Source organism: Cellulomonas sp. ATA003 (assembly GCF_031582905.1).
Taxonomy (GTDB): Bacteria; Actinomycetota; Actinomycetes; order Actinomycetales; family Cellulomonadaceae; genus Pengzhenrongella.
The window spans coordinates 2,444,780-2,463,192 of record NZ_CP133990.1; the positions used below are offsets into that span (position 1 = coordinate 2,444,780).

Genomic DNA, 18,413 nt, shown 5'->3' on the forward strand with positions numbered 1-18,413 from the left:
CCCGCTCCCCCGACGACGACACTCCCAGGACCTCACGTGACCTCTGACGCCCTCCTGACCACGACGACCACGACCCCCGTGCACCCGGCCGCGGCGCCCGGCGCCGAGTGGTGGCGGCACGCCGTGATCTACCAGATCTACCCCCGCTCGTTCGCGGACGCCTCGGGCGACGGCATCGGGGACCTGCCCGGGATCACCGCCCGGCTCGACCACCTCGCCGCGCTCGGGGTCGACGCCGTCTGGCTGTCGCCCTTCTACACGTCGCCGCAGGCCGACGCCGGGTACGACGTCGCGGACTACCGCGACGTCGACCCGCTGTTCGGCACCCTCGCCGACTTCGACACCCTGCTCGAGCGCGCCCACGGCCTGGGCATGCGCGTCATCGTCGACCTCGTCCCGAACCACACCTCGGACGCGCACGCGTGGTTCCAGGCCGCGCTCGCCGCCGGTCCGGGCAGCGCCGAGCGCGAGCGGTACCTGTTCCGCGAGGGCGGCGGCGAGGACGGGTCGCTGCCCCCGAACAACTGGACGTCGATCTTCGGCGGCCCGGCGTGGACCCGGGTCGACGACGGCCAGTGGTACCTGCACCTGTTCGACACCCGTCAGCCGGACCTGAACTGGGAGCACCCCGAGGTCCGCGCCGAGTTCGAGGCCGTGCTGCGCTTCTGGCTCGACAAGGGCGTGGACGGGTTCCGCATCGACGTCGCGCACGGCATGGTCAAGGAGCAGGGCCTGCCGGACTGGGACGGCACGGTCGCGATGGTCGAGGGCACCGAGCAGTCGCCGAGCGTCGAGGGCAGCGACCTGGCCGAGGCGGACGCCTCCACGGGCGCGGGGAACCGCGGTCCGATGTTCGACCAGGAGGGCGTCCACGAGATCTACCGCGCCTGGCACCGCGTGCTCGCCGAGTACGACGGTGACCGCGCGCTGGTCGCCGAGGCCTGGGTCGAGCCACTCGCCCGCCTGGCCCGGTACGTGCGCCCGGACGAGATGCACCAGGCGTTCAACTTCTCCTACCTCACGACCCGGTGGGACGCCCCGGCGCTGCGCCGCGTCATCACCGAGTCCCTCGAGGCGAGCGACGCCGTCGGTGCGCCGACCACCTGGGTCCTCTCCAACCACGACGTCGTCCGGCACGCGAGCCGCCTCGGCCTCGCCGACGCCGGGTCGCGCCCCAAGGGCATCGGCCACGGTGACGAGCAGCCCGACGAGGCGCTGGGCCTGCGCCGCGCGCGGGCTGCGACGCTCCTGACCCTCGGCCTGCCGGGCTCGGCGTACCTGTACCAGGGCGAGGAGCTCGGGCTGCCCGAGCACACCGCGCTCGACGACGACCTGCGCCAGGACCCGGCGTGGTTCCGCTCCGGGCACGCCGAGCGCGGCCGCGACGGCTGCCGCGTCCCGCTGCCGTGGTCGGCCGACGCGCCCGGCTTCGGCTTCTCGCCGACCGGTGTGACCTGGCTGCCCCAGCCGGCGTCGTGGGCGGCCTACGCGGCCGACGCCCAGGACGGCGTGCCGGGCTCGACGCTCGAGACCTACCGCGCGGCGCTGCGCCTGCGCCGTGAGCTCGACCTCGGCACCGGGTCGCTCGCGTGGGTCGACGGCCTGGCCGGCGCCGAGCCGGACCGCGTGGTCGCGCTGGCGAACCGCGACGTGCTGGTGGTCGCGAACCTGGGCGACGCACCGGTGGCTCTGCCCGCGGGCGCCGAGGTGCTGCTGTCCAGCGCCGACCTCGACGCCGACGGCGCCACGGTCCTCGTGCCGTCCGACGTGACGGTCTGGGCCCGCCTGGCCTGACCCTCGAGGAGGCCGCGCTCAGCCGCCGGAGACGCTGAGCTCGGCCTCCTCGAGCGCGCGGCGGAAGTCCTCGCTGAGGTCGCGCGAGTCGAGCCAGCCGTCCGGCAGGGACGGCCGCTTCGGCGACCCGGCGCGCCCGCGCTGCCCCTCCGCGGCGGCACCCGGGTACGGCTGGTCGAGGTCGAGCTGGGCGAGCCGGTCGTCGAGCTCGGCCAGCGTCGAGATGAGCCCGAGCTGCGCGCGCACCGCGCCCCCGACGACGTACCCCTTGAAATACCAGGCCATGTGCTTGCGCATCTCGCGCATGGCCTTGTTCTCCTCGCCGAAGTGCTCGACCATCAGCACCGCGTGCCGCCGGACGACGTCGGCCACCTCGCGCAGCCCGGGGCGCACGCGCACGTCGGACCCGGCGAACGCCGCGGCGAGGTCGGCGAACAGCCACGGCCGCCCCTGGCAGCCGCGCCCGACGACGACGCCGTCGCACCCGGTCTGCGCGACCATCGCGAGCGCGTCCTCGGCGGACCAGATGTCCCCGTTGCCGAGCACCGGGATGTCGGTGACCGCCTCCTTGAGGCGCGCGATCGCCTCCCAGTCGGCGGTGCCGGAGTAGTAGTCCGCGGCGGTGCGCGCGTGCAGGGCGACGGCGGCGACGCCGACGTCCTGGGCGACCCGGCCGGCCTCGAGGTAGGTGAGGTGGTCGGCGTCGATGCCCTTGCGCATCTTCACCGTGACCGGGACGCCGTACGGCGACGCGGCGTCGACCGCGGCGCGGACGATGGACGCGAACAGGTCGCGCTTCCAGGGCAGCACCGCTCCCCGCCCTTGCGGGTGACCTTGGGGACGGGGCAGCCGAAGTTGAGGTCGACGTGGTCGGCGCGGTCCTCGGACGCGATCATCCGGACCGCCGCGCCGACGGTCGCGGGGTCGACGCCGTACACCTGGACCGAGCGGGGCCGCTCGTCCGGCTCGTGGGAGATGATCCGCATCGACTCCTCGCCGCGCTCGACGAGCGCACGCGACGTCACCATCTCGGCGACGTACAGGCCGGCGCCGCTCTCCCGGCACAGGCGGCGGAAGGCGGCGTTGGTGACGCCGGCCATCGGCGCGAGGACGACCGGGGTGTCGATGACGAGCGGCCCGATGCGCAGCGGCGGCAGCACGGGGGCGGCGGTGCTGGTGGGCGTGCCGGTGGACATCGGCGCGGTGAGGGGCGAGGCAGTCACGCGTCCATCATCCCTCAGCGGACGAACGGACCCGGTCCGGGCGGCTGCGGCGTCGGGGCCCGGCCGCGACCGTCCCGGGGCGGGCCCGTCGCAGCCGGTGGAGCACGCGGTCGAGGACGGCTCCGACCAGCAGGCCGGCCAGGACCCCGACGGCGACGCCGACCAGCGGGTGGTGCGCGTCGAGCAGGTGCGCGGCACCCACGCCGAGCCCGATCGAGTACGCCGCCCAGGTGACGGCCGCGATCGCCGCGAGGACGGTGAACCGCCGACGCGAGTAGCCGACCGCGCCGGCGGTCATGTTCACCGCGACGCGGCCCACCGGCAGGAACCGCGCGCCGACGATCAGCGCGGCGCCCCGGTGCGCCAGGGCAGCCTGGGCCCGGACGACGGCCCGCTGCACGCGGGCCGAGCGCAGGACGCGCACGCGCCCGACCGCGAGGCGCCGTCCGATCGCGTAGGCCACCTGGTCCCCGGTGAACGCCCCGGCGGCAGCGACCGCACCGAGCACCCGGAGGTCCGGCGCACCGTCGGCACCGGCGAGCGCCGCGAGCGCGATGACGGCGGACTCGCTGGGCACCGGCGGGAAGAACCCGTCGATCGTGACCACGGCGAACAGGGCCAGGAGCGCCCACGGTGACCCCGCGGCAGCCACCGCCCACTCATCGAGCGGCGGCACACGGGGCTCCGGCACGGCGGCGCAGCCCGGCGACACGGGTCGGCGGCAGGGCGCGCGAGGCAGGCACCGGTGCTCACAGGTCCTTGCGCCCGAACGACACCGCCGCCACGCCCCACATCAGCGCGACCCACAGCACGGCCCACGCGAGGTAGGTGGTCGTGAGCGGCGACGCCCCGAGGAACGGGAACGCGCCGGCCTCGTCGCCGCCCATCTGCAGGAGCGCCGACGGGTCCTGGAACGCGTTCATCGCGCCGCGCCACAGGCCGTCGGTGGGCAGGAGGACCCGCGAGACGGACCCGACCCGGGCGACGGCGTCGTTGCCGAGCGAGTCGCCGATGCCACCGACCACGCCGGCGATCCAGGTGGCGCCGAACAGCCCGACCGCGACGACGCCGGACGCCATCGGGGAGATGAGCGTGGACAGGAGCAGCGCGAGGGTGAGCAGGACGACGGTCTGCGCGGCGAGCAGCGCCAGGGCGAGCGCCGGTTGCGGTGGCCAGTAGTCGACCGTGAGCAGGACGACCACGCACTGCGCCAGCCCAGCGAGCACCACGAACCCGGTCCCGAACGCGACCAGCCCGAGCCACTTGCCCAGCAGCACGGCCGGGCGGCGGACCGGACGGGCGAGCATCGCGAGCGCGATCCCGGACTCCGTCTCCCCCGACAGCGTCGGCCCGGCGAGGAAGGCCGTCCCGAGCGCCGCGATGAGGCTGAACCCGAACATCACGAGGTTGAGCACGATGGACGCCGTCAGCCGCGTCTCGCCGCTGGTCATCGCGCTGCCGCCGGCCTCCGCCGCGAGCCGGGAGAAGCCCCACCCGCTGAGGGCGAGAAGCACGACGGTGAGGCCGACGACGGCGAGCAGCACGCGCCGGCGCACCGCCTCGCGCAGGGTGAGCGCGGCGACGACGAGGACGGTCCGGGTCGCGGTCACCGGGCCACCTCCGCGGAGGCGGCGGGTGCGTCGGCCGGTTCGGCTATCGAGCCGGCGCCGGCCGGGACGACCGCGGAGCCGGCGCGCAGGATGCCGAGCAGTCGCTCCTCGAGCGTGATCCGTCCCGGCTCGACGGCGTGCACGCGTACGCCGAGGGCGACGAGGTCGCGCACGAGGTCGGGTACGGCGGCGCCGTCGGCGGACTCGTCGACGGCGAGCACCACCGTGAACCAGTCCCCCGCGCGCTCGACGCTGCCCGTGCCGGTGAGGCGCGCCGCGGCCGCGGGCGACACCCCGGTCAGCCGCAGCCGGACCTCGCGCCGGCCGAGCAGCTCGCCGAGCGTGCCGGCAGCGGCGACGCGTCCGCCGTCGAGGATGACGACGCGGTCGCACACGCGCTCGACCTCGCCGATGAGGTGGGAGTTGAGTAGGACGGCGACGCCGCGATCCTTGAGCGCGAGCACGATGTCGCGCACGTCGGCGCGGCCGAGCGGGTCGAGGGCGCTGGTCGGCTCGTCGAGGATCACCAGCTCGGGCCGGGCGACCAGGGCGATCGCGAGCCCGAGGCGCTGCTGCATCCCCTTGGAGAACCCGCCCAGCCGGTCGTCGGCGCGGTCGGCGAGCCCGACGAGCGCCAGGCAGTCGCGCTGCTCGGCCTGAGGGACGTCGGCGCCGGACAGCCGGACGTGGAGGGTGAGGGCCTCGGAGGCGGTCAGCCACGGCTGGTAGCGGAACAGCTCGGGCAGGTAGCCGACCCGCGCTCGCGCGGCCGGGTCGGTCGCCGGCACCCCGAGCAGCATGGCGTCGCCGGCGTCGGGCCGGACGAGCCCGAGGACCATCTTGATCACCGTGGTCTTGCCGGCGCCGTTCGGTCCCAGCAGGCCGACCACCTCGGCGCGGCCCACCTCGAGCGACACGTCCGCGACCGCGGCGCGCTTCCCGTACCGCTTGCGCAGGCCGGAGCACCACAGGGCGGGTGCGGTGGGCAGGTCGGCGACGAGCTGCCTCGCCGCGTGACGGGTCGCCGCACCGCCGGGTGCGTCGGTGTCGGGGGCGGTCATCCCTGCAGGCCCCGGGCCACGGCGAGCACCTCGTCGGTGCCCAGCGGACCGGCGACCACGGTCACGACGCCGTCGTCCACCCACACCACGGCCGCGAGCGTGCGGTCGCGGGTCGCGAGCACGGTGGCGGTCGCGCCGTGGACGTCCGCCGACGACGTCGTCACCCGGTCGGCCGGGACCGGCAGCGGCAGGGTGGTGCCGTCGGCGGTGAAGGTGCGCAGCTGGGCCGCGACGTCGTCGGGCAGGCCGGGCAGGGACAGCAGGTGGTCACGTGCGGTCTCGAAGGAGACCCCGGTCGACGACGCGGTCGGCGCGACCGCGCGGCCCACGACGAGCGACGGCACGCCCGAGGGCTGCGACCAGATCTGGGCGACCCCCGGGCCGGCCGTCAGCCGCACCTGGGACCCGTCGAGGCCCGGCGGCGGCGTCCCGTCCCCGGCGGCGGCGGCGGCACGGTCGGCGTCGAAGGTGAACGTCGCGGTCACCTCGCCGACCACGCCGTGCACCGGGTCGCCGACGACGCCGCGCGGCAGGTCGGTCACCTCCGGCACGTCGAGCCCGGTCCGCGCGGCGGCGGTGGCCGCATCGGGGACCTCGTGCACGCCGGCGTCGCCGTCGACCACGACGTCGCCGTAGGCGCTCAGATCGGGAAGGGCCAGGAGGTCGGCGCCGCTGAGGTCGACCGCCGCCACCTGCTCGGTCCGGAAGATCGGCAGCCATCCCTGCGCGGCGGCGGTCCCGCCGCCGGCCAGGACGACCGCGACCGCGAGGGCGGCGGCAGCGGGGCGGCGCAGGACGTCCAGGCGACGCGTCCCGCGCACCTGGGTGCCGGCGACGTCGGGCCGCACCGTGCCGGGGAGCATGCTTGCCAGCGCGTCGAGGCACTGCGGGCACTCGGTGACGTGGGAGCGGTCGGCGTCGGCGACGCCGGCCGGCTCGTCGACGAGCCGGCGCAGCACGCCGTGGGTCGGATGGCGCATGTCGGGGGCTCCCTGGTCGAGGTCGGCGGCGCGTCGCGGGCCGGGGCCTGTGAGGCGGCGCCCGGACGTGACGATGCATCGAGTCTCACTCGGTTGCTATCGACTGTCAATAGACGTCGAAGTCGGCGGCAGACCCGTCCATCACCGAGGCGGCGGGCGGGACGAGTTCTGCACGCCGCGGGCGCCGCCGGCGCGCCCGAGCGGGCCACCGGCGGGCCCGAATCAGCGGGAAGCGACTCCATGCGGTTGTCGGAGAAGACGTGCGCACGGTGTTCCGCACAGATAACAGTGCGCCCGCCGCGGACCACCTCGGCACAGCCGAACCGACCGCACAACCCACCAGCTCAGGTCTTTTCCACAATGATCCTCACGACCCTCCTGGGTGTCAGTGGTCCGTCATAGAATCGTGGTGTCGAAATGGTCAGCACGCGACGGCGGGACGGGGGTGCGGCGGACATGACTAGTGCGATCGTGCCCCCGCCGGGAAGCCCGGGCGACGACGACGTGGCGCTGTCATCAAGGGTTGCGGCGGCACTTTCCGCGATGGATTCTGCGGTGTCAGAACTCGCGGGTCTGGAACTGGCCGAGCTCGAAGGCCGGGAAGCCGCCGTGGTCGCTCGCCGGCTCGCTGAGCTGACCAGTCGCGCGGCCGTGGCGAAGGTGCGACTGCTGCCGGTGATCGACGACGACGGGGTGTGGGCGCTCAGTGGTGCGCGGTCGTTCCCGGTCTGGCTGTCCCACGATCACCGCCTGTCCGTCAGCGCCGCGCGGGCCCAGGTGCGTCTCGGTCGGACCCTGCGCGACCACCTGCCGATGACCGCCGCTGCGGCGGTGGCGGGTGAGGTGACGGTGGAGCAGGCGCAGGTGATCGCCTCGCTGGCGCCGACGAGTGAACAGCGCCGGGAGGTGCTGGCCGACCCGGAGCAGGTGTGCAACGAGGCGCTGATCGTCGACCAGGCGCAGCGGCTGTCGGTGGATGAGACCCGGGTGTTCGTGCGGCACTGGGCCGCCTACGCCGACCCGGACGCCGATGACCGCGGGTACGTGGCGTCGTACGACCGGGAACGGCTCGACATCGCGCGCCTCGGCGACGGGTACCGGCTCGAGGGGCTGCTGACCGTCGAGCACGGCCAGGCATTGAAGGCTGCGTTGGCGGCGGTGACACCGGTGCCGGCCGCGGACGACGACCGGCCCTCGACGCAGCGCCGTGCCCATGCACTGGGGGACCTGGCACAGGTCGTGCTGGACAACGGGCTCGCCGGGACCGGGCGGGCCGTACGACCGCAGGTCACCGTGCTCGTCGACTACCCGACCCTCGCGGCCCTGGTCGCCGCCGGGGACGCCAAGCCGCAGCAAGGCACCCTGCTCGACAGGGACGGCGACGGCGACACGAGCGACGACGGCGACGCCGACAACGGCGACCAGGGCGGTGACGGGGGCCAGCGCTGCACTGAGGGCCCGGTCCGGACCGCCCCGATGCTGTCCACGGCGATGCTGACCGGTCGGACTCTCGCCGGCGGACCGCAGTACGAGGACCGCACCCCGATCCCCCGCAAGCTCCTCGACCGGATCGCGTGCGACGGCGGCCTCAACCGCATCCTGTTCGGCCCGGACTCCGAGGTCCTCGACGTCGGCCGCACCGAACGAACATTCACCCGAGCGAGGCGCGCGGCGATCATCGCCCGCGACAAACACTGCCGATATCCCACGTGCACCGCACCACCGATCATCTGCCAGGCGCATCACGTCGAACAATGGGCGCGCGACGGCGGAAAGACGAGTGTGGACAACGGCATCCTGCTGTGCAGCTTCCACCACCGGATCGTCCACGACCGCGACATCGCCATCCGCCGCCACCACGGACGGTGGGAATTCACCGACCGCCACGGGACGACGATCGATCCCGACCGCGACCGACCCCTCGCCGCGCATCTCCGACGACATCGCGAGACCTAGTGTCGCCCCCACGAAGGCGGGCTCACCGATCTCACCCGGGCGGATTTCCTACCGCCTGCACGGCACCTCCGGCTCGGGGCACGCCGCACCGCGCTGCGGACGCGGCGACCGGCCCCGCTACGGTGCACGGATGAGCAACCTCACCGCCGTCGGCGATCGGGACGCATGGCGCTGCTGGCTGTGCGACGAGCCGGTCGACCCGGACGCCTCGGTGAACTCCGATCGCGGCCCCAGCGTCGACCTCGGGCTCGCCGCCACCAAGAAAGGCCGCCCAGGTCCGGAGCGGCTCGCGCACCGCGCCTGCAACACCCGCAAGGGCGCGGTCACCCCGGTCGTGCCGTGGTCGCGCGACCTGCTCGTCGTCGACCCCGCACCGATCGTCGGGACCGTGGAGCGCCTGCGCCGCAAGGGCGGGCGCGAGGTGGTGGCGCGCTGCCCGAGCCGCCGTGACGCCGACGACGCCGCCGCCTGGCTGGGCGACCGGCTGTCGCGGTTCGCTCCCGACCTCCCGCTCACCACGCAGGTCGAGCCGGGCGGCGGGCAGTTCCTCCTCGTCCTGCGCGCCGCCTGACGGACCGCGGCCCCCGCCCGGGGGTACCGTCACGACGGTGAGCCTCGAGGTCGTGCCCGCCACCGTCCAGCGCTTCGACGACGTCGCCACGATGCTCGGGCCCAAGAAGCCGACGTCGTCCGTGTGCTGGTGCCTGAGCCACCGGGTCGACTCGCGGACCAACGCCGCACTCGTCGGGTCGGCACGCGGCGAGTACGTCCGCGAGCTGTGCGAGCGCGACGTGGCCCCAGGCGTCCTCGCGTACGACGACGGCGAGGTCGTCGGCTGGGCGGCCGTCGCCCCGCGCGCGGACCTGCCGTTCGAGCGGTCGCCGCGGTACCCCAAGGTCGACGACCTGCCGGTGTGGGCGGCGTGGTGCGTCCGGGTGCGCCCCGGCCACCGCGGTCGCGGCATCGCCCACGCGCTCATCGAGGGCGTCGCCGGGTACGCGCGGACGCGGCGTGCGCCCGCCCTCGAGGCCTACCCCGTCGACAACGGCGGCGAGAAGGTCGACCTCACGATGGCCTACGTCGGCACGCGGGCGATGTTCGAGCGCGCGGGGTTCCGCAAGGTCGCCGACACCCGGGCGGTCTCCGGTGGGTTCCCCCGCGTGGTCATGCGTCTCGACCTGCGCTGAGCCCGCCGTGACACGCCCCGGCGAGCCGGGGCGCCAGGGAGGAGCAGGATGACGCCATGCGACCTGCGCCGGGCACACCCGTCGTCATCCGTGCGGCCTCACCCGACGACGCCGCTGGTTGCGCGCACGTCCACCACACGTCGTGGGTCGAGACCTACTCGAGGCTGCTCCCTGAGGACCACTGGGAGTCCGACACGCTCGAGCGACGGACCGAGACCTGGCGCCGCTGGCTCGACGGCGGCGCGGAGGTGACGGTGGCGGAGGTCAGCGGGCGGCTCGTCGGGATCGCGATCAGCGGCCCGGGGCGGCACGTCGGGGACCACCGGCCGGTTCGTGACCGGGAGCTGTACTCCCTGTACGTGCTCGCGGCGCACCACGGGACGGGCATCGGCCAGACGCTGCTCGACACCGTGCTGGCGCCCGGTGCGCCGGCCCAGCTCTGGGTCGCCGAGGCCAATCCGCGTGCGCGGCGGTTCTACGAGCGCAACGGGTTCCTGCCCGACGGCGCGCGCTTCCTGGACGAGGATCTCGATCTCGCCGAGGTGCGCCACGTTCGCTGAGGTGACACTCGGCAGCGAGAAGCACCGGCGACCGCCGTCGGGCACGCGGCTGCGCACCCGACGGCGGACGCCGGCTCGCCAGGGCTCAGGAACCCGCGAGCCGCGGTGCGAGGTAGGACACGACCTGGTCGAGCGCGACGCGCTCCTGGCTCATGTCGTCGCGGTGCCGGATGGTCACGGCCTGGTCGTCGAGCGTGTCGAAGTCGACGGTGAGGCAGAACGGGGTGCCGATCTCGTCCTGGCGGCGGTAGCGCCGGCCGATGGCGCCGGCGTCGTCGAAGTCGACGTTCCAGCTGCGGCGCAGCTCGGCGGCGAGGTCGCGCGCCTTGGGCGAGAGCTGCTCGTTGCGGGACAGCGGCAGGACCGCGGCCTTGACCGGCGCGAGCCGCGGGTCGAGCTTGAGCACCGTGCGGGTGTCCACGCCGCCCTTGGTGTTCGGCGCCTCGTCCTCGGTGTACGCCTCGACGAGGAACGCCATGAGGGACCGCGTCAGCCCGGCGGCCGGCTCGATCACATACGGGACCCAGCGCTCGTTCTTCGCCTGGTCGAAGTAGGACAGGTCCTGCCCGGAGTGCTCCGAGTGGGTCTTGAGGTCGAAGTCCGTGCGGTTCGCGATGCCCTCGAGCTCGCCCCACTCGCTGCCCTGGAACCCGAAGCGGTACTCGATGTCCACGGTCCGCTTGGAGTAGTGCGACAGCTTCTCGGTCGGGTGCTCGTAGTGCCGCAGGTTGTCCCGCGCGATGCCGAGGTCGGTGTACCAGTCCGTCCGGGTGTCGATCCAGTACTGGTGCCAGGTCTCGTCCGTGCCCGGCTCGACGAAGAACTCCATCTCCATCTGCTCGAACTCACGCGTCCGGAAGATGAAGTTGCCGGGCGTGATCTCGTTGCGGAACGACTTGCCGATCTGGCCGATGCCGAACGGCGGCTTCTTGCGCGACGTCGTCACGACGTTCGCGAAGTTCACGAAGATGCCCTGCGCGGTCTCCGGGCGCAGGTAGTGCAGCCCGGACTCGTCCTCGACCGGGCCGAGGTACGTCTTGAGCATCATGTTGAAGTCGCGCGGCTCGGTCCACTGACCGCGGGTGCCGCAGTTCGGGCACGCGATGTCGCCGAGGCCGTTCTCGGGCGCGCGGCCCTTCTTCTCCTCGAACTCCTCGAGCATGTGGTCCTCGCGGAACCGCTTGTGGCACGAGAGGCACTCGGTCAGCGGGTCGGTGAAGACGCCGACGTGCCCGGACGCCACCCACACCTGGCGGGGCAGGATCACCGACGAGTCGAGCCCGACGATGTCGTCGCGGCTCGTGACCATCGTGCGCCACCACTGCTTCTTGATGTTCTCCTTCAGCTCCACGCCGAGGGGTCCGTAGTCCCACGCGGACCGCGTACCGCCGTAGATCTCCCCGGAGGGGAAGACGAAGCCACGACGCTTGGCGAGGGAGATGACGGAGTCGAGACGGGACGGTGCAGCCACAGGGAGTTTCACCTTCGCGAGAGCAGGGCCCCGGCCTGGCTGACGGGGGCGGACCCCTCAGGCTACCGGCCGGTCACCGGCCCATCGGTCCGCCACCCGTGCCCGACGGCGGCATGTCGCCGCACCTGCGCGCGAGCGCTCACCTGGTCAGGTCCGCACCTCGTGACGGACCGGCTTGAGGCGGTCCGGTGCGTCGGCGGCCTTCGGGAACTCGCACGTGAACGTCCCCTCGTAGCCGAACAGGAACCCGAGGACCGGGTTCCGCACCTCGACCGAGATCCGGTACACCCCGGCGTCGTCGTCGAAGCTCTCCCGCAGGCGGGCCTGCCCGGTGAGCAGGCGCGGGAACCGGAACGCGATCGGTCCCTCGGAGAACCTCTGCTCGGTGGACGTCAGCGACAGGGAGCCGTCGTCCTCGACCGTCAGCTCCAGGTCGACCGCGAGGTGCTGGTGCGTGCCGAGGTAGTCGATCACCGCCCCGCGGTCGGCGATCATCGTCGCGTCGAAGCGGCGGGCCCGGGACCCGAGCAGGTACTCCCGGACGAAGGTGACCGTCTCGCGGCCGAACGGGTCGACGTACGGGAAGTTCTCGATGGTGAACGGGACGTCACGGCCCTGGTCGGGGAAGAGGATGTTCCGCGCCGCGCCCAGGTGCAGGAACGGCAGCGTCCACCACGGCCCGCGCCGGACGCTCGACATGACGCCGGTGCCCACGCACGCATACCCCGTCGTGATCCCGACCCCGAAGCGTCGGCGGAGCATCGGGTGCAGCCGCTCGAAGTCCGCCCCCAGCGCAGTCGCGAAGATCGAGGTCACGGCGCCTCCAGGCGGTCGAGGGTGGCCGGCGACGTCCGGGCGCCGCGGCCCGGGTCGCGTCGGCACCGCGCCGCTCGCGGTCGGTCCGGGCGCCAGACCGCCAGCACCGAGCGCAGCGGCCAGCGCTCGGGCTCCACGCCGGTCTCGGCCCAGATGCGCAGCCGGTCGAAGCTCCACGCCGTCATCCACCCGATCACGCGGCGCAGGACGAGCGCGTCGAGCAGGCGCCCCCACCCTGGCCGGTAGTCGTACCCCGTCGTGAACGTCACGCCGTGCGCCGTCGGGGTGTACCGCCAGTACCCGCGCCCCGCGCCGAGCGGGGACAGCCGGCTGTCGGCGACGAAGCGGAGGGCGGACGTCCGCGACCCGTCCCGGGCGTGGCGCTCACCGAGCGACGTCCCCGTGCCCGCGAGCGTGAGCAGCCCGAGGCGGCGCTCGTACCGGAACCGGTAGCCGCCCGACCCCAGCTCCTCGACCGGACGGATCGCGCTGAACCGCAGGTCCCAGCGGGCGTGGGCGTCGGTGTCCTGGGTGAGCTCCCACACCCGGTCGAGGTCCGCGTGGATGTCGATCGCGACGTGGAGGGGCTGCCGGGTCACGGGGCGCAGTCTGCCGCGACGTCCGACCGGTTCACGGTGACCCTCTACCGGCGCATCGCGGCGAGGAACCCGGTCATCTCCGACCGCAGGCGGTCGGCCATGCCCGACAGCCCGCCACCGGTCGCGCCCGCCGTGCCTACCGTGCCCGGCGCACCGCCCGCCCCGCCGTCGACCGCCGCGCTGATGCCCTCGACCAGCTCGTTCATCGTCTCGACCGTCGTGCCGACGCCCGTGATCACCCCGACCGCGCTCTGAGTGGCGGCCTGGATGGCTTCGACCTGCTCGACGACGCTCACGGTCGCGCGTCCGGTCTGGTCGGCGAGCGCCTTGACCTCCGACGCGACGACGGCGAAACCCTTGCCGGCCTCACCGGCCCGCGCGGCCTCGATGGTGGCGTTGAGCGCGAGCAGCCGGGTCTGGTCCGCAACCGAGCTGATCAGCGACACCACCTGCTGGATCTCCTGGGACGTCCGGGTCAGGGACAGCACGCTCTCCCGGGCCCGCGCGACCTCCTGCACCGCGCGGTGCGCCGAGGCCCGCAGGCCGGACGCCGACGCGCCGAGCTGCGACGACGCGGCCGCCACCCCCTGGGAGGTGTCGAGCGCGACGGACTCGAACTCGTCGGCGAGCGCCAGTCGCGCCGTCTGCGCGGTGGCGACCGCTCCGGACGCGCTCCGCATCGCCTCCCGGCCGGCGTTGATCGCGACCGCGCTGTCCCGGAACGCGCCCGGCATCCCACGCAGCAGGAAGCGGCGGTGGAACCGGCCCTCGCTCGCGGACACGAGCGAGGCGCTCGCCTCGCGGACGAACGCGTCGGAGACGTCGAGGACGCGGTTGACGCTGTCGCGCACCCGAGCGAGCTCGGCGTCGTCCCCGGTCCCGGCGACGGTGCGGACGCGCACCTCGAGGTCACCGCGGCTGGCGGCGTCGCACACGGACGCGACCTCGGCGAGAACCGCTCGGCACCGGTCGAGCTCGGCCCGCAGGTCGGCGTCGCGGCGACGGAACGCGCTCATCGGGCCATCTCCTCGGGGACGAGCGACCACACGTGCTCGTCGTAGGAGGTGCCGCGGTCCTCGAGCGTGCGCGCCAGCAGGGCCGACGACGCCGCCACCGCCGCCCGAGCGGAGCCGTGGCGCCGCTCCTCGGCGAGGAGATCGCGGTACAGCGGTCGGACGGCGTCCACCGCGGACCGATCCGGTGACCTGCGGTTGGAGTGGTACCCGACGACGCGCCCGTCGGTACCGAAGGACGGCGTGACGTGCGCGAGCACCCAGTAGTGCGCGCCGTCGCCGGCGAGGTTGACGATGTAGGCGAACATCTCCTGACCGCGGGCGAGGGTGTCCCACAGCAGGGCGAACACCGCCCGGGGCATCTCCGGGTGCCGGATCACGTTGTGCGGCCGGCCGAGCACCTCCTCCTCGCGGTAGGCGCTCACGCGCAGGAAGACGTCGTTGGTGTACGTGATCACGCCGCGGGGGTCGGTCTTGCTCACGATGATCTCGTGCGCGGGGAACGTCCTCTCGACGCCGGTCGGCCGTGGCCGCGTCATGTCGTCCTCTCCGCTCCGGCGCCGCGCCGGAGGTCGCCAGCCCTATCGGTCGCAGGGGTCCGGCGGATGAGCCGTCCACCGGCGCGGGTGCACGCACGGATGCCGTGCGGGCGACGGACGGCGTCGGTGCTTGCCCGCCGGGCGACCGATGGCCAGGGTGGCCCCATGAGACGGACCCTGCTGACCTCCGCGTGGCGGCTCGCGATCGTCCTCGGGCTGACCTTCGCGCTCCTGATGGTGGTCGCGCGGTGGATCGCCGACGGCGGCGTCACCGCCGGCGACCTCGGCGTCGCCGCTGTCAGCGGCCTCGGCTTCGGCGCCCTCATGGGGCCGTGGACGGCGCGGGCCGGGGCGCGCGCACGTCGGCAGGAGGCGACACCGCGCTGAGACCGCGGCGCCCCGCCGGGGCACCGCAGTTTGACAATGATTCTCATTCCGGCGGATGATCGAACTCATGCCGTTCCGCCGAACCCGTGCCCTACCCGCTGTCGTGGCCGTGGGGCTGCTGCTCACCGGCTGCGCCGCGTCCGACGACGCCGCGTCGTCCGGCGACGCCGGGGTGCAGGCGCAGGGCGGCGGGGGCGGCACGGTGGAGGTGCTCGCGTCCTTCTACCCGTTGCAGTACGTCGCCGAGCAGGTGGGCGGCGAGCTCGTCACCGTCTCCTCGCTGACGCCCCCGGGGCCGAGCCGCATGACGTCGAGCTGTCCCCGCGACAGGTTCGGACCGTCAGCGAGACCGACCTCGTCCTGTACCTGTCCGGCTTCCAGAGCGCCGTCGACGAGGCCGTCGACGCGCGCGACCCCGAGCACGTGGTCGACGCCGCCGACGTCGCCGACCTCGTCGCCGGTGCGGATGACCACGCCGAGGAGGACCACGAGCACGACCACGACGCGCTCGATCCCCACTTCTGGCTCGACCCGCAGCGGCTCGCCGCGCTGGCCGCGCCCGTCGCCGACACCCTCGGTGACATCGACCCCGACAACGCCGCGACCTACACCGCCGCCGCGGACGCGCTCGTCGCCGACCTCACCGACCTCGACGCCGCCTTCACCGAGGGCCTCGCGGACTGCGAGCGCCGCGTCGTCGTGACCTCGCACGAGGCGTTCGGCTACCTGACCCGCGCCTACGACCTCGAGCAGGTCGGCATCTCGGGCCTCGACCCCGAGGCCGAGCCCTCCCCGCCCGGCTGCGCGAGGTGGGCGACGTCGTGCGCGCCGAGGGCGTCACGACCGTCTTCACCGAGACGCTGGTCAACCCCAAGGTGGCCGAGACCCTCGCGGCCGACCTCGGGGTCGGCACGGCGGTGCTCGACCCCGTCGAGAGCCTCACCGAGGCCGGGTCGGACTACCGCGCGGTCATGGAGCAGAATCTGGCGGCGCTGCGCGCCGGGCTGGAGCTGCGCGTGACCGGCCACCCGCACCCCGTCGTCGCCCATGGCGTGCGCGTGGTGCTGGACGGCAGCGAGATCCTGCGCGGCGTCGACCTCACGGTCGACGAGGGCGAGGTCGTCGCACTGCTGGGCGCGAACGGATCGGGCAAGTCCACGCTGGTCCGCGCGCTGGTCGGCGTCGTGCCGGTCGTGTCCGGCGACGTCGCACTGCTGGGCCGCCCGCTCGGCCGCGGGGTCGCGTGGGAGCGCATCGGGTACGTCCCGCAGCGGGTGAGCGCCGCGACCGGCGTGCCGGCGACCGCGGCGGAGGTCGTCGCATCGGGGCTCCTGCACGGTCGCCGGCTGCGCCCGCCGCGCGACGCCGACCGGCGGGTGCACGACGCGCTCGACCTGCTCGGACTGGACCACCACGCCGACCGCCCGGTCCGTGAGCTGTCCGGCGGCCAGCAGCAGCGCGTCCTCATCGCCCGCGCCCTGGTGCGCGAGCCCGAGCTGCTCGTCCTCGACGAGCCGGTCGCGGGCGTCGACCTGCCCAGCCAGCAGGCGTTCGCCGCGACCCTCGCCGGCCTTCGCGAGCGCGGCACGACCGTGCTCGTCGTCCTGCACGAGCTCGGCGCCCTCGCGCCGCTGGTGCGCCGCGCCGTCGTCCTGCGCCACGGCGCCGTCGTGCACGACGGCGCCCCGCCCCGCCCCACGCACGAGCACGGCGGCGACGAGCACGACCACGTGCACCCGCACGACGACGACGTCCTGACGCAGACCCCGACGACCGGCCTGAGGTGGGAACCGTGATCGTGGACGAGCTGGTCGGCATGCTGACCGACCCCCTCATGCAGCGCGCGCTCGTCGCGGCGCTGCTCGTCGGGCTCGCCGCGCCGGTCATGGGGACCTACCTCGTGCAGCGCAAGCTCAGCCTGCTCGGCGACGGCATCGGCCACGTCGCGCTCACCGGCGTCGCGCTCGGGTGGCTCGTGGGCAACGCCATGGGTCTCGTCGAGGGTGCGCTGGCCGTCCCCGGGGCGGTGGTCGCGGCGATCATCGGCGCGGTCGTCATCGAGCTGGTCCGCGAGCGCGGGCGGACGAGCGGTGACGTCGCGCTCGCGCTGCTGTTCTACGGCGGGATCGCCGGCGGGGTGCTGCTCATCTCGCTCGCGGGCGGGACGAACGCCAACCTCATGGCGTACCTGTTCGGGTCGATCTCGACCGTGTCCGGCGCCGACCTGTGGCTCACGGTCGTGCTCGCCTCGATCGTCCTGGTCGTCGGGGTCGGGCTGCGCAGCGCGCTGTTCGCGGTGTGCCACGACGAGGAGTTCGCGCGGGCCGCCGGCCTGCCGGTGCGGGCGCTCAACATCGCCATCGCCGTCATCGCGGCGCTCACGGTCACCGTGGCGATGCGGGTCGTCGGGCTGCTGCTGGTCAGCGCGCTGATGATCGTGCCGGTCGCGGTGGCCCAGCTCGTCGCGTCGTCGTTCCGCCGGACCATGACGCTCGCGATGGTGGTCGGCGTGACGGTGTGCCTGGTCGGGCTGTCCGTCACCTACTGGCAGGACCTGTCCCCCGGCGCGACCATCGTCGTCCTCGCGACCGGCGTGTACGCGCTCGTGTCGGGGCTGCGGCCGCTGCTGCGACGCAGCCGACCGCACGACCCCCACCCCCAGCTGCCCGACGACGTCCGGGTGGGTGCGCCATGGCGCGGATGACCCGGCAGCGGGCCGCCGTCGCCGAGGCGCTCGACGGCTCCGACGACTTCCGCTCGGCGCAGCAGCTGCACGAGCAGCTGCGCGCCGCCGGGGACGGCGTCGGGCTGGCGACGGTCTACCGCACGCTGCAGCAGCTCGCGGAGGGCGGCGAGGTCGACGTCCTGCGCACCGCCGAGGGCGAGAGCGTGTACCGGCGCTGCATCCGGCGCGAGCACCACCACCACCTCGTGTGCCGGCTGTGCGGCCGCACGGTGGAGATCGACGGCCCGACCGTCGAGGAGTGGGCCGCGCGGGTCGGCGCGGCGCAGGGCTACGCCGACATCGAGCACACCGTCGAGCTGTTCGGCACGTGCGGGCCGTGCCAGCGCGGCGAGTCGCCGGACGTGCCGGCGAGCTCGGCCGCCGGCTCCTCCGCAGGCCCCGCGGACCGGGCGGTGCCGACGCCATCGTCCGGTGGCGGCACGACCGACGGCGGGTGACAGTAGGCGGCATGGGCCGACTCCTGCGACTGCT

General features: G+C 74.2%; 18 protein-coding genes and 2 pseudogenes. 10 read left to right on the top strand and 10 right to left on the bottom strand.

Annotated features, from left to right (window positions below):
• The first annotated feature begins 36 nt into the window (after positions 1-36).
• Complete coding sequence (locus tag REH70_RS12175) at positions 37-1,794, top strand: glycoside hydrolase family 13 protein (RefSeq protein WP_396134522.1); 1,758 nt, start codon at positions 37-39, stop codon at positions 1,792-1,794.
• Positions 1,795-1,812: 18 nt separating this feature from the next.
• On the opposite strand, the pseudogene dusB reads toward REH70_RS12175, so the two are convergent.
• The 5 genes and pseudogenes from dusB to REH70_RS12200 form a co-directional block, all read right to left on the bottom strand.
• Positions 1,813-2,990 (bottom strand): annotated as a pseudogene (dusB, locus tag REH70_RS12180) (tRNA dihydrouridine synthase DusB).
• A gap of 34 nt (positions 2,991-3,024) precedes the next feature.
• Positions 3,025-3,669 carry a VTT domain-containing protein gene (locus REH70_RS12185; protein WP_310747518.1) on the bottom strand — a complete coding sequence of 215 codons (645 nt, stop codon included), beginning with the start codon at positions 3,667-3,669 and terminating at the stop codon, positions 3,025-3,027.
• Between the two features lie 97 nt (positions 3,670-3,766).
• Positions 3,767-4,627, bottom strand: coding sequence for an ABC transporter permease (locus REH70_RS12190; RefSeq protein WP_310747519.1), 861 nt, complete (start codon positions 4,625-4,627; stop codon positions 3,767-3,769).
• The gene (locus tag REH70_RS12195) at positions 4,624-5,688 is read right to left on the bottom strand and encodes an ABC transporter ATP-binding protein (RefSeq protein ID WP_310747521.1); all 1,065 of its coding nucleotides are present in this window, start codon (positions 5,686-5,688) and stop codon (positions 4,624-4,626) included. Before REH70_RS12195 ends, REH70_RS12190 begins: the two co-directional genes overlap by 4 nt.
• Entirely contained in the window at positions 5,685-6,668 is a 984-nt protein-coding gene (locus REH70_RS12200; protein WP_310747523.1) for a hypothetical protein, read from the bottom strand. Before REH70_RS12200 ends, REH70_RS12195 begins: the two co-directional genes overlap by 4 nt.
• A gap of 456 nt (positions 6,669-7,124) precedes the next feature.
• On the opposite strand from REH70_RS12200, the gene REH70_RS12205 reads away from it, so the two are divergent.
• From REH70_RS12205 to REH70_RS12220, 4 genes are all read left to right on the top strand, one after another.
• A complete protein-coding gene (locus tag REH70_RS12205; protein WP_310747525.1) occupies positions 7,125-8,624 on the top strand; it encodes a DUF222 domain-containing protein in 1,500 nt (499 codons plus the stop codon).
• Positions 8,625-8,754: 130 nt separating this feature from the next.
• Positions 8,755-9,195, top strand: coding sequence for a hypothetical protein (locus tag REH70_RS12210; RefSeq protein WP_310747527.1), 441 nt, complete (start codon positions 8,755-8,757; stop codon positions 9,193-9,195).
• 37 nt (positions 9,196-9,232) lie between these two features.
• Positions 9,233-9,811, top strand: a complete 579-nt coding sequence (locus REH70_RS12215; protein ID WP_310747529.1) for a GNAT family N-acetyltransferase — start codon at positions 9,233-9,235, stop codon at positions 9,809-9,811.
• A 56-nt stretch (positions 9,812-9,867) separates the two neighbouring features.
• Positions 9,868-10,371 (top strand): GNAT family N-acetyltransferase, encoded by a 504-nt coding sequence (locus tag REH70_RS12220; RefSeq protein ID WP_310747531.1) that lies wholly within the window; start codon positions 9,868-9,870, stop codon positions 10,369-10,371.
• 85 nt (positions 10,372-10,456) lie between these two features.
• Here REH70_RS12220 and REH70_RS12225 read toward each other — a convergent pair whose 3' ends face one another.
• The 5 genes from REH70_RS12225 to REH70_RS12245 all read right to left on the bottom strand — a co-directional run bounded on the left by REH70_RS12225 (position 10,457) and on the right by REH70_RS12245 (position 14,809).
• Positions 10,457-11,842: a glycine--tRNA ligase gene (locus tag REH70_RS12225; protein WP_310747532.1), complete on the bottom strand. Its 1,386-nt coding sequence runs from the start codon at positions 11,840-11,842 to the stop codon at positions 10,457-10,459.
• Between the two features lie 147 nt (positions 11,843-11,989).
• Complete coding sequence (locus REH70_RS12230; protein WP_310747534.1) at positions 11,990-12,658, bottom strand: DUF4166 domain-containing protein; 669 nt, start codon at positions 12,656-12,658, stop codon at positions 11,990-11,992.
• Positions 12,655-13,257 carry an SRPBCC family protein gene (locus tag REH70_RS12235; protein ID WP_310747536.1) on the bottom strand — a complete coding sequence of 201 codons (603 nt, stop codon included), beginning with the start codon at positions 13,255-13,257 and terminating at the stop codon, positions 12,655-12,657. The genes REH70_RS12230 and REH70_RS12235 overlap by 4 nt, the downstream gene beginning before the upstream one ends.
• 44 nt (positions 13,258-13,301) lie before the next feature.
• The gene (locus REH70_RS12240) at positions 13,302-14,273 is read right to left on the bottom strand and encodes a methyl-accepting chemotaxis protein (protein ID WP_310747538.1); all 972 of its coding nucleotides are present in this window, start codon (positions 14,271-14,273) and stop codon (positions 13,302-13,304) included.
• Positions 14,270-14,809: a PAS domain-containing protein gene (locus REH70_RS12245; protein WP_310747540.1), complete on the bottom strand. Its 540-nt coding sequence runs from the start codon at positions 14,807-14,809 to the stop codon at positions 14,270-14,272. The genes REH70_RS12240 and REH70_RS12245 overlap by 4 nt, the downstream gene beginning before the upstream one ends.
• Before the next feature lie 165 nt (positions 14,810-14,974).
• Between REH70_RS12245 and REH70_RS12250 the strand changes: the two genes are divergently transcribed.
• The 5 genes and pseudogenes from REH70_RS12250 to REH70_RS12270 all read left to right on the top strand — a co-directional run bounded on the left by REH70_RS12250 (position 14,975) and on the right by REH70_RS12270 (position 18,379).
• Complete coding sequence (locus REH70_RS12250) at positions 14,975-15,196, top strand: hypothetical protein (RefSeq protein ID WP_310747542.1); 222 nt, start codon at positions 14,975-14,977, stop codon at positions 15,194-15,196.
• A 36-nt stretch (positions 15,197-15,232) separates the two neighbouring features.
• Positions 15,233-16,137 (top strand): annotated as a pseudogene (locus REH70_RS12255) (metal ABC transporter substrate-binding protein); the annotation flags it as partial.
• 30 nt (positions 16,138-16,167) lie between these two features.
• On the top strand, positions 16,168-16,992 hold the full coding sequence (locus REH70_RS12260) for an ABC transporter ATP-binding protein (RefSeq protein WP_310754269.1): 825 nt from the start codon (positions 16,168-16,170) through the stop codon (positions 16,990-16,992).
• Positions 16,993-17,012: 20 nt separating this feature from the next.
• On the top strand, positions 17,013-17,900 hold the full coding sequence (locus tag REH70_RS12265; RefSeq protein WP_310754270.1) for a metal ABC transporter permease: 888 nt from the start codon (positions 17,013-17,015) through the stop codon (positions 17,898-17,900).
• Positions 17,888-18,379, top strand: coding sequence for a Fur family transcriptional regulator (locus REH70_RS12270; protein WP_310747544.1), 492 nt, complete (start codon positions 17,888-17,890; stop codon positions 18,377-18,379). Before REH70_RS12265 ends, REH70_RS12270 begins: the two co-directional genes overlap by 13 nt.
• Positions 18,380-18,413 lie beyond the last annotated feature (34 nt).

Coding starts and splice junctions, on each gene's coding strand:
- REH70_RS12195 (WP_310747521.1), bottom strand. CDS start 5,688: ATGACCGCCCCCGACACCGACGCACCCGGCGGTGCGGCGACCCGTCAC.
- REH70_RS12200 (WP_310747523.1), bottom strand. CDS start 6,668: ATGCGCCATCCGACCCACGGCGTGCTGCGCCGGCTCGTCGACGAGCCG.
- REH70_RS12205 (WP_310747525.1), top strand. CDS start 7,125: ATGACTAGTGCGATCGTGCCCCCGCCGGGAAGCCCGGGCGACGACGAC.
- REH70_RS12210 (WP_310747527.1), top strand. CDS start 8,755: ATGAGCAACCTCACCGCCGTCGGCGATCGGGACGCATGGCGCTGCTGG.
- REH70_RS12220 (WP_310747531.1), top strand. CDS start 9,868: ATGCGACCTGCGCCGGGCACACCCGTCGTCATCCGTGCGGCCTCACCC.
- REH70_RS12240 (WP_310747538.1), bottom strand. CDS start 14,273: ATGAGCGCGTTCCGTCGCCGCGACGCCGACCTGCGGGCCGAGCTCGAC.
- REH70_RS12245 (WP_310747540.1), bottom strand. CDS start 14,809: ATGACGCGGCCACGGCCGACCGGCGTCGAGAGGACGTTCCCCGCGCAC.
- REH70_RS12250 (WP_310747542.1), top strand. CDS start 14,975: ATGAGACGGACCCTGCTGACCTCCGCGTGGCGGCTCGCGATCGTCCTC.
- REH70_RS12260 (WP_310754269.1), top strand. CDS start 16,168: ATGGAGCAGAATCTGGCGGCGCTGCGCGCCGGGCTGGAGCTGCGCGTG.
- REH70_RS12265 (WP_310754270.1), top strand. CDS start 17,013: ATGCTGACCGACCCCCTCATGCAGCGCGCGCTCGTCGCGGCGCTGCTC.
- REH70_RS12270 (WP_310747544.1), top strand. CDS start 17,888: ATGGCGCGGATGACCCGGCAGCGGGCCGCCGTCGCCGAGGCGCTCGAC.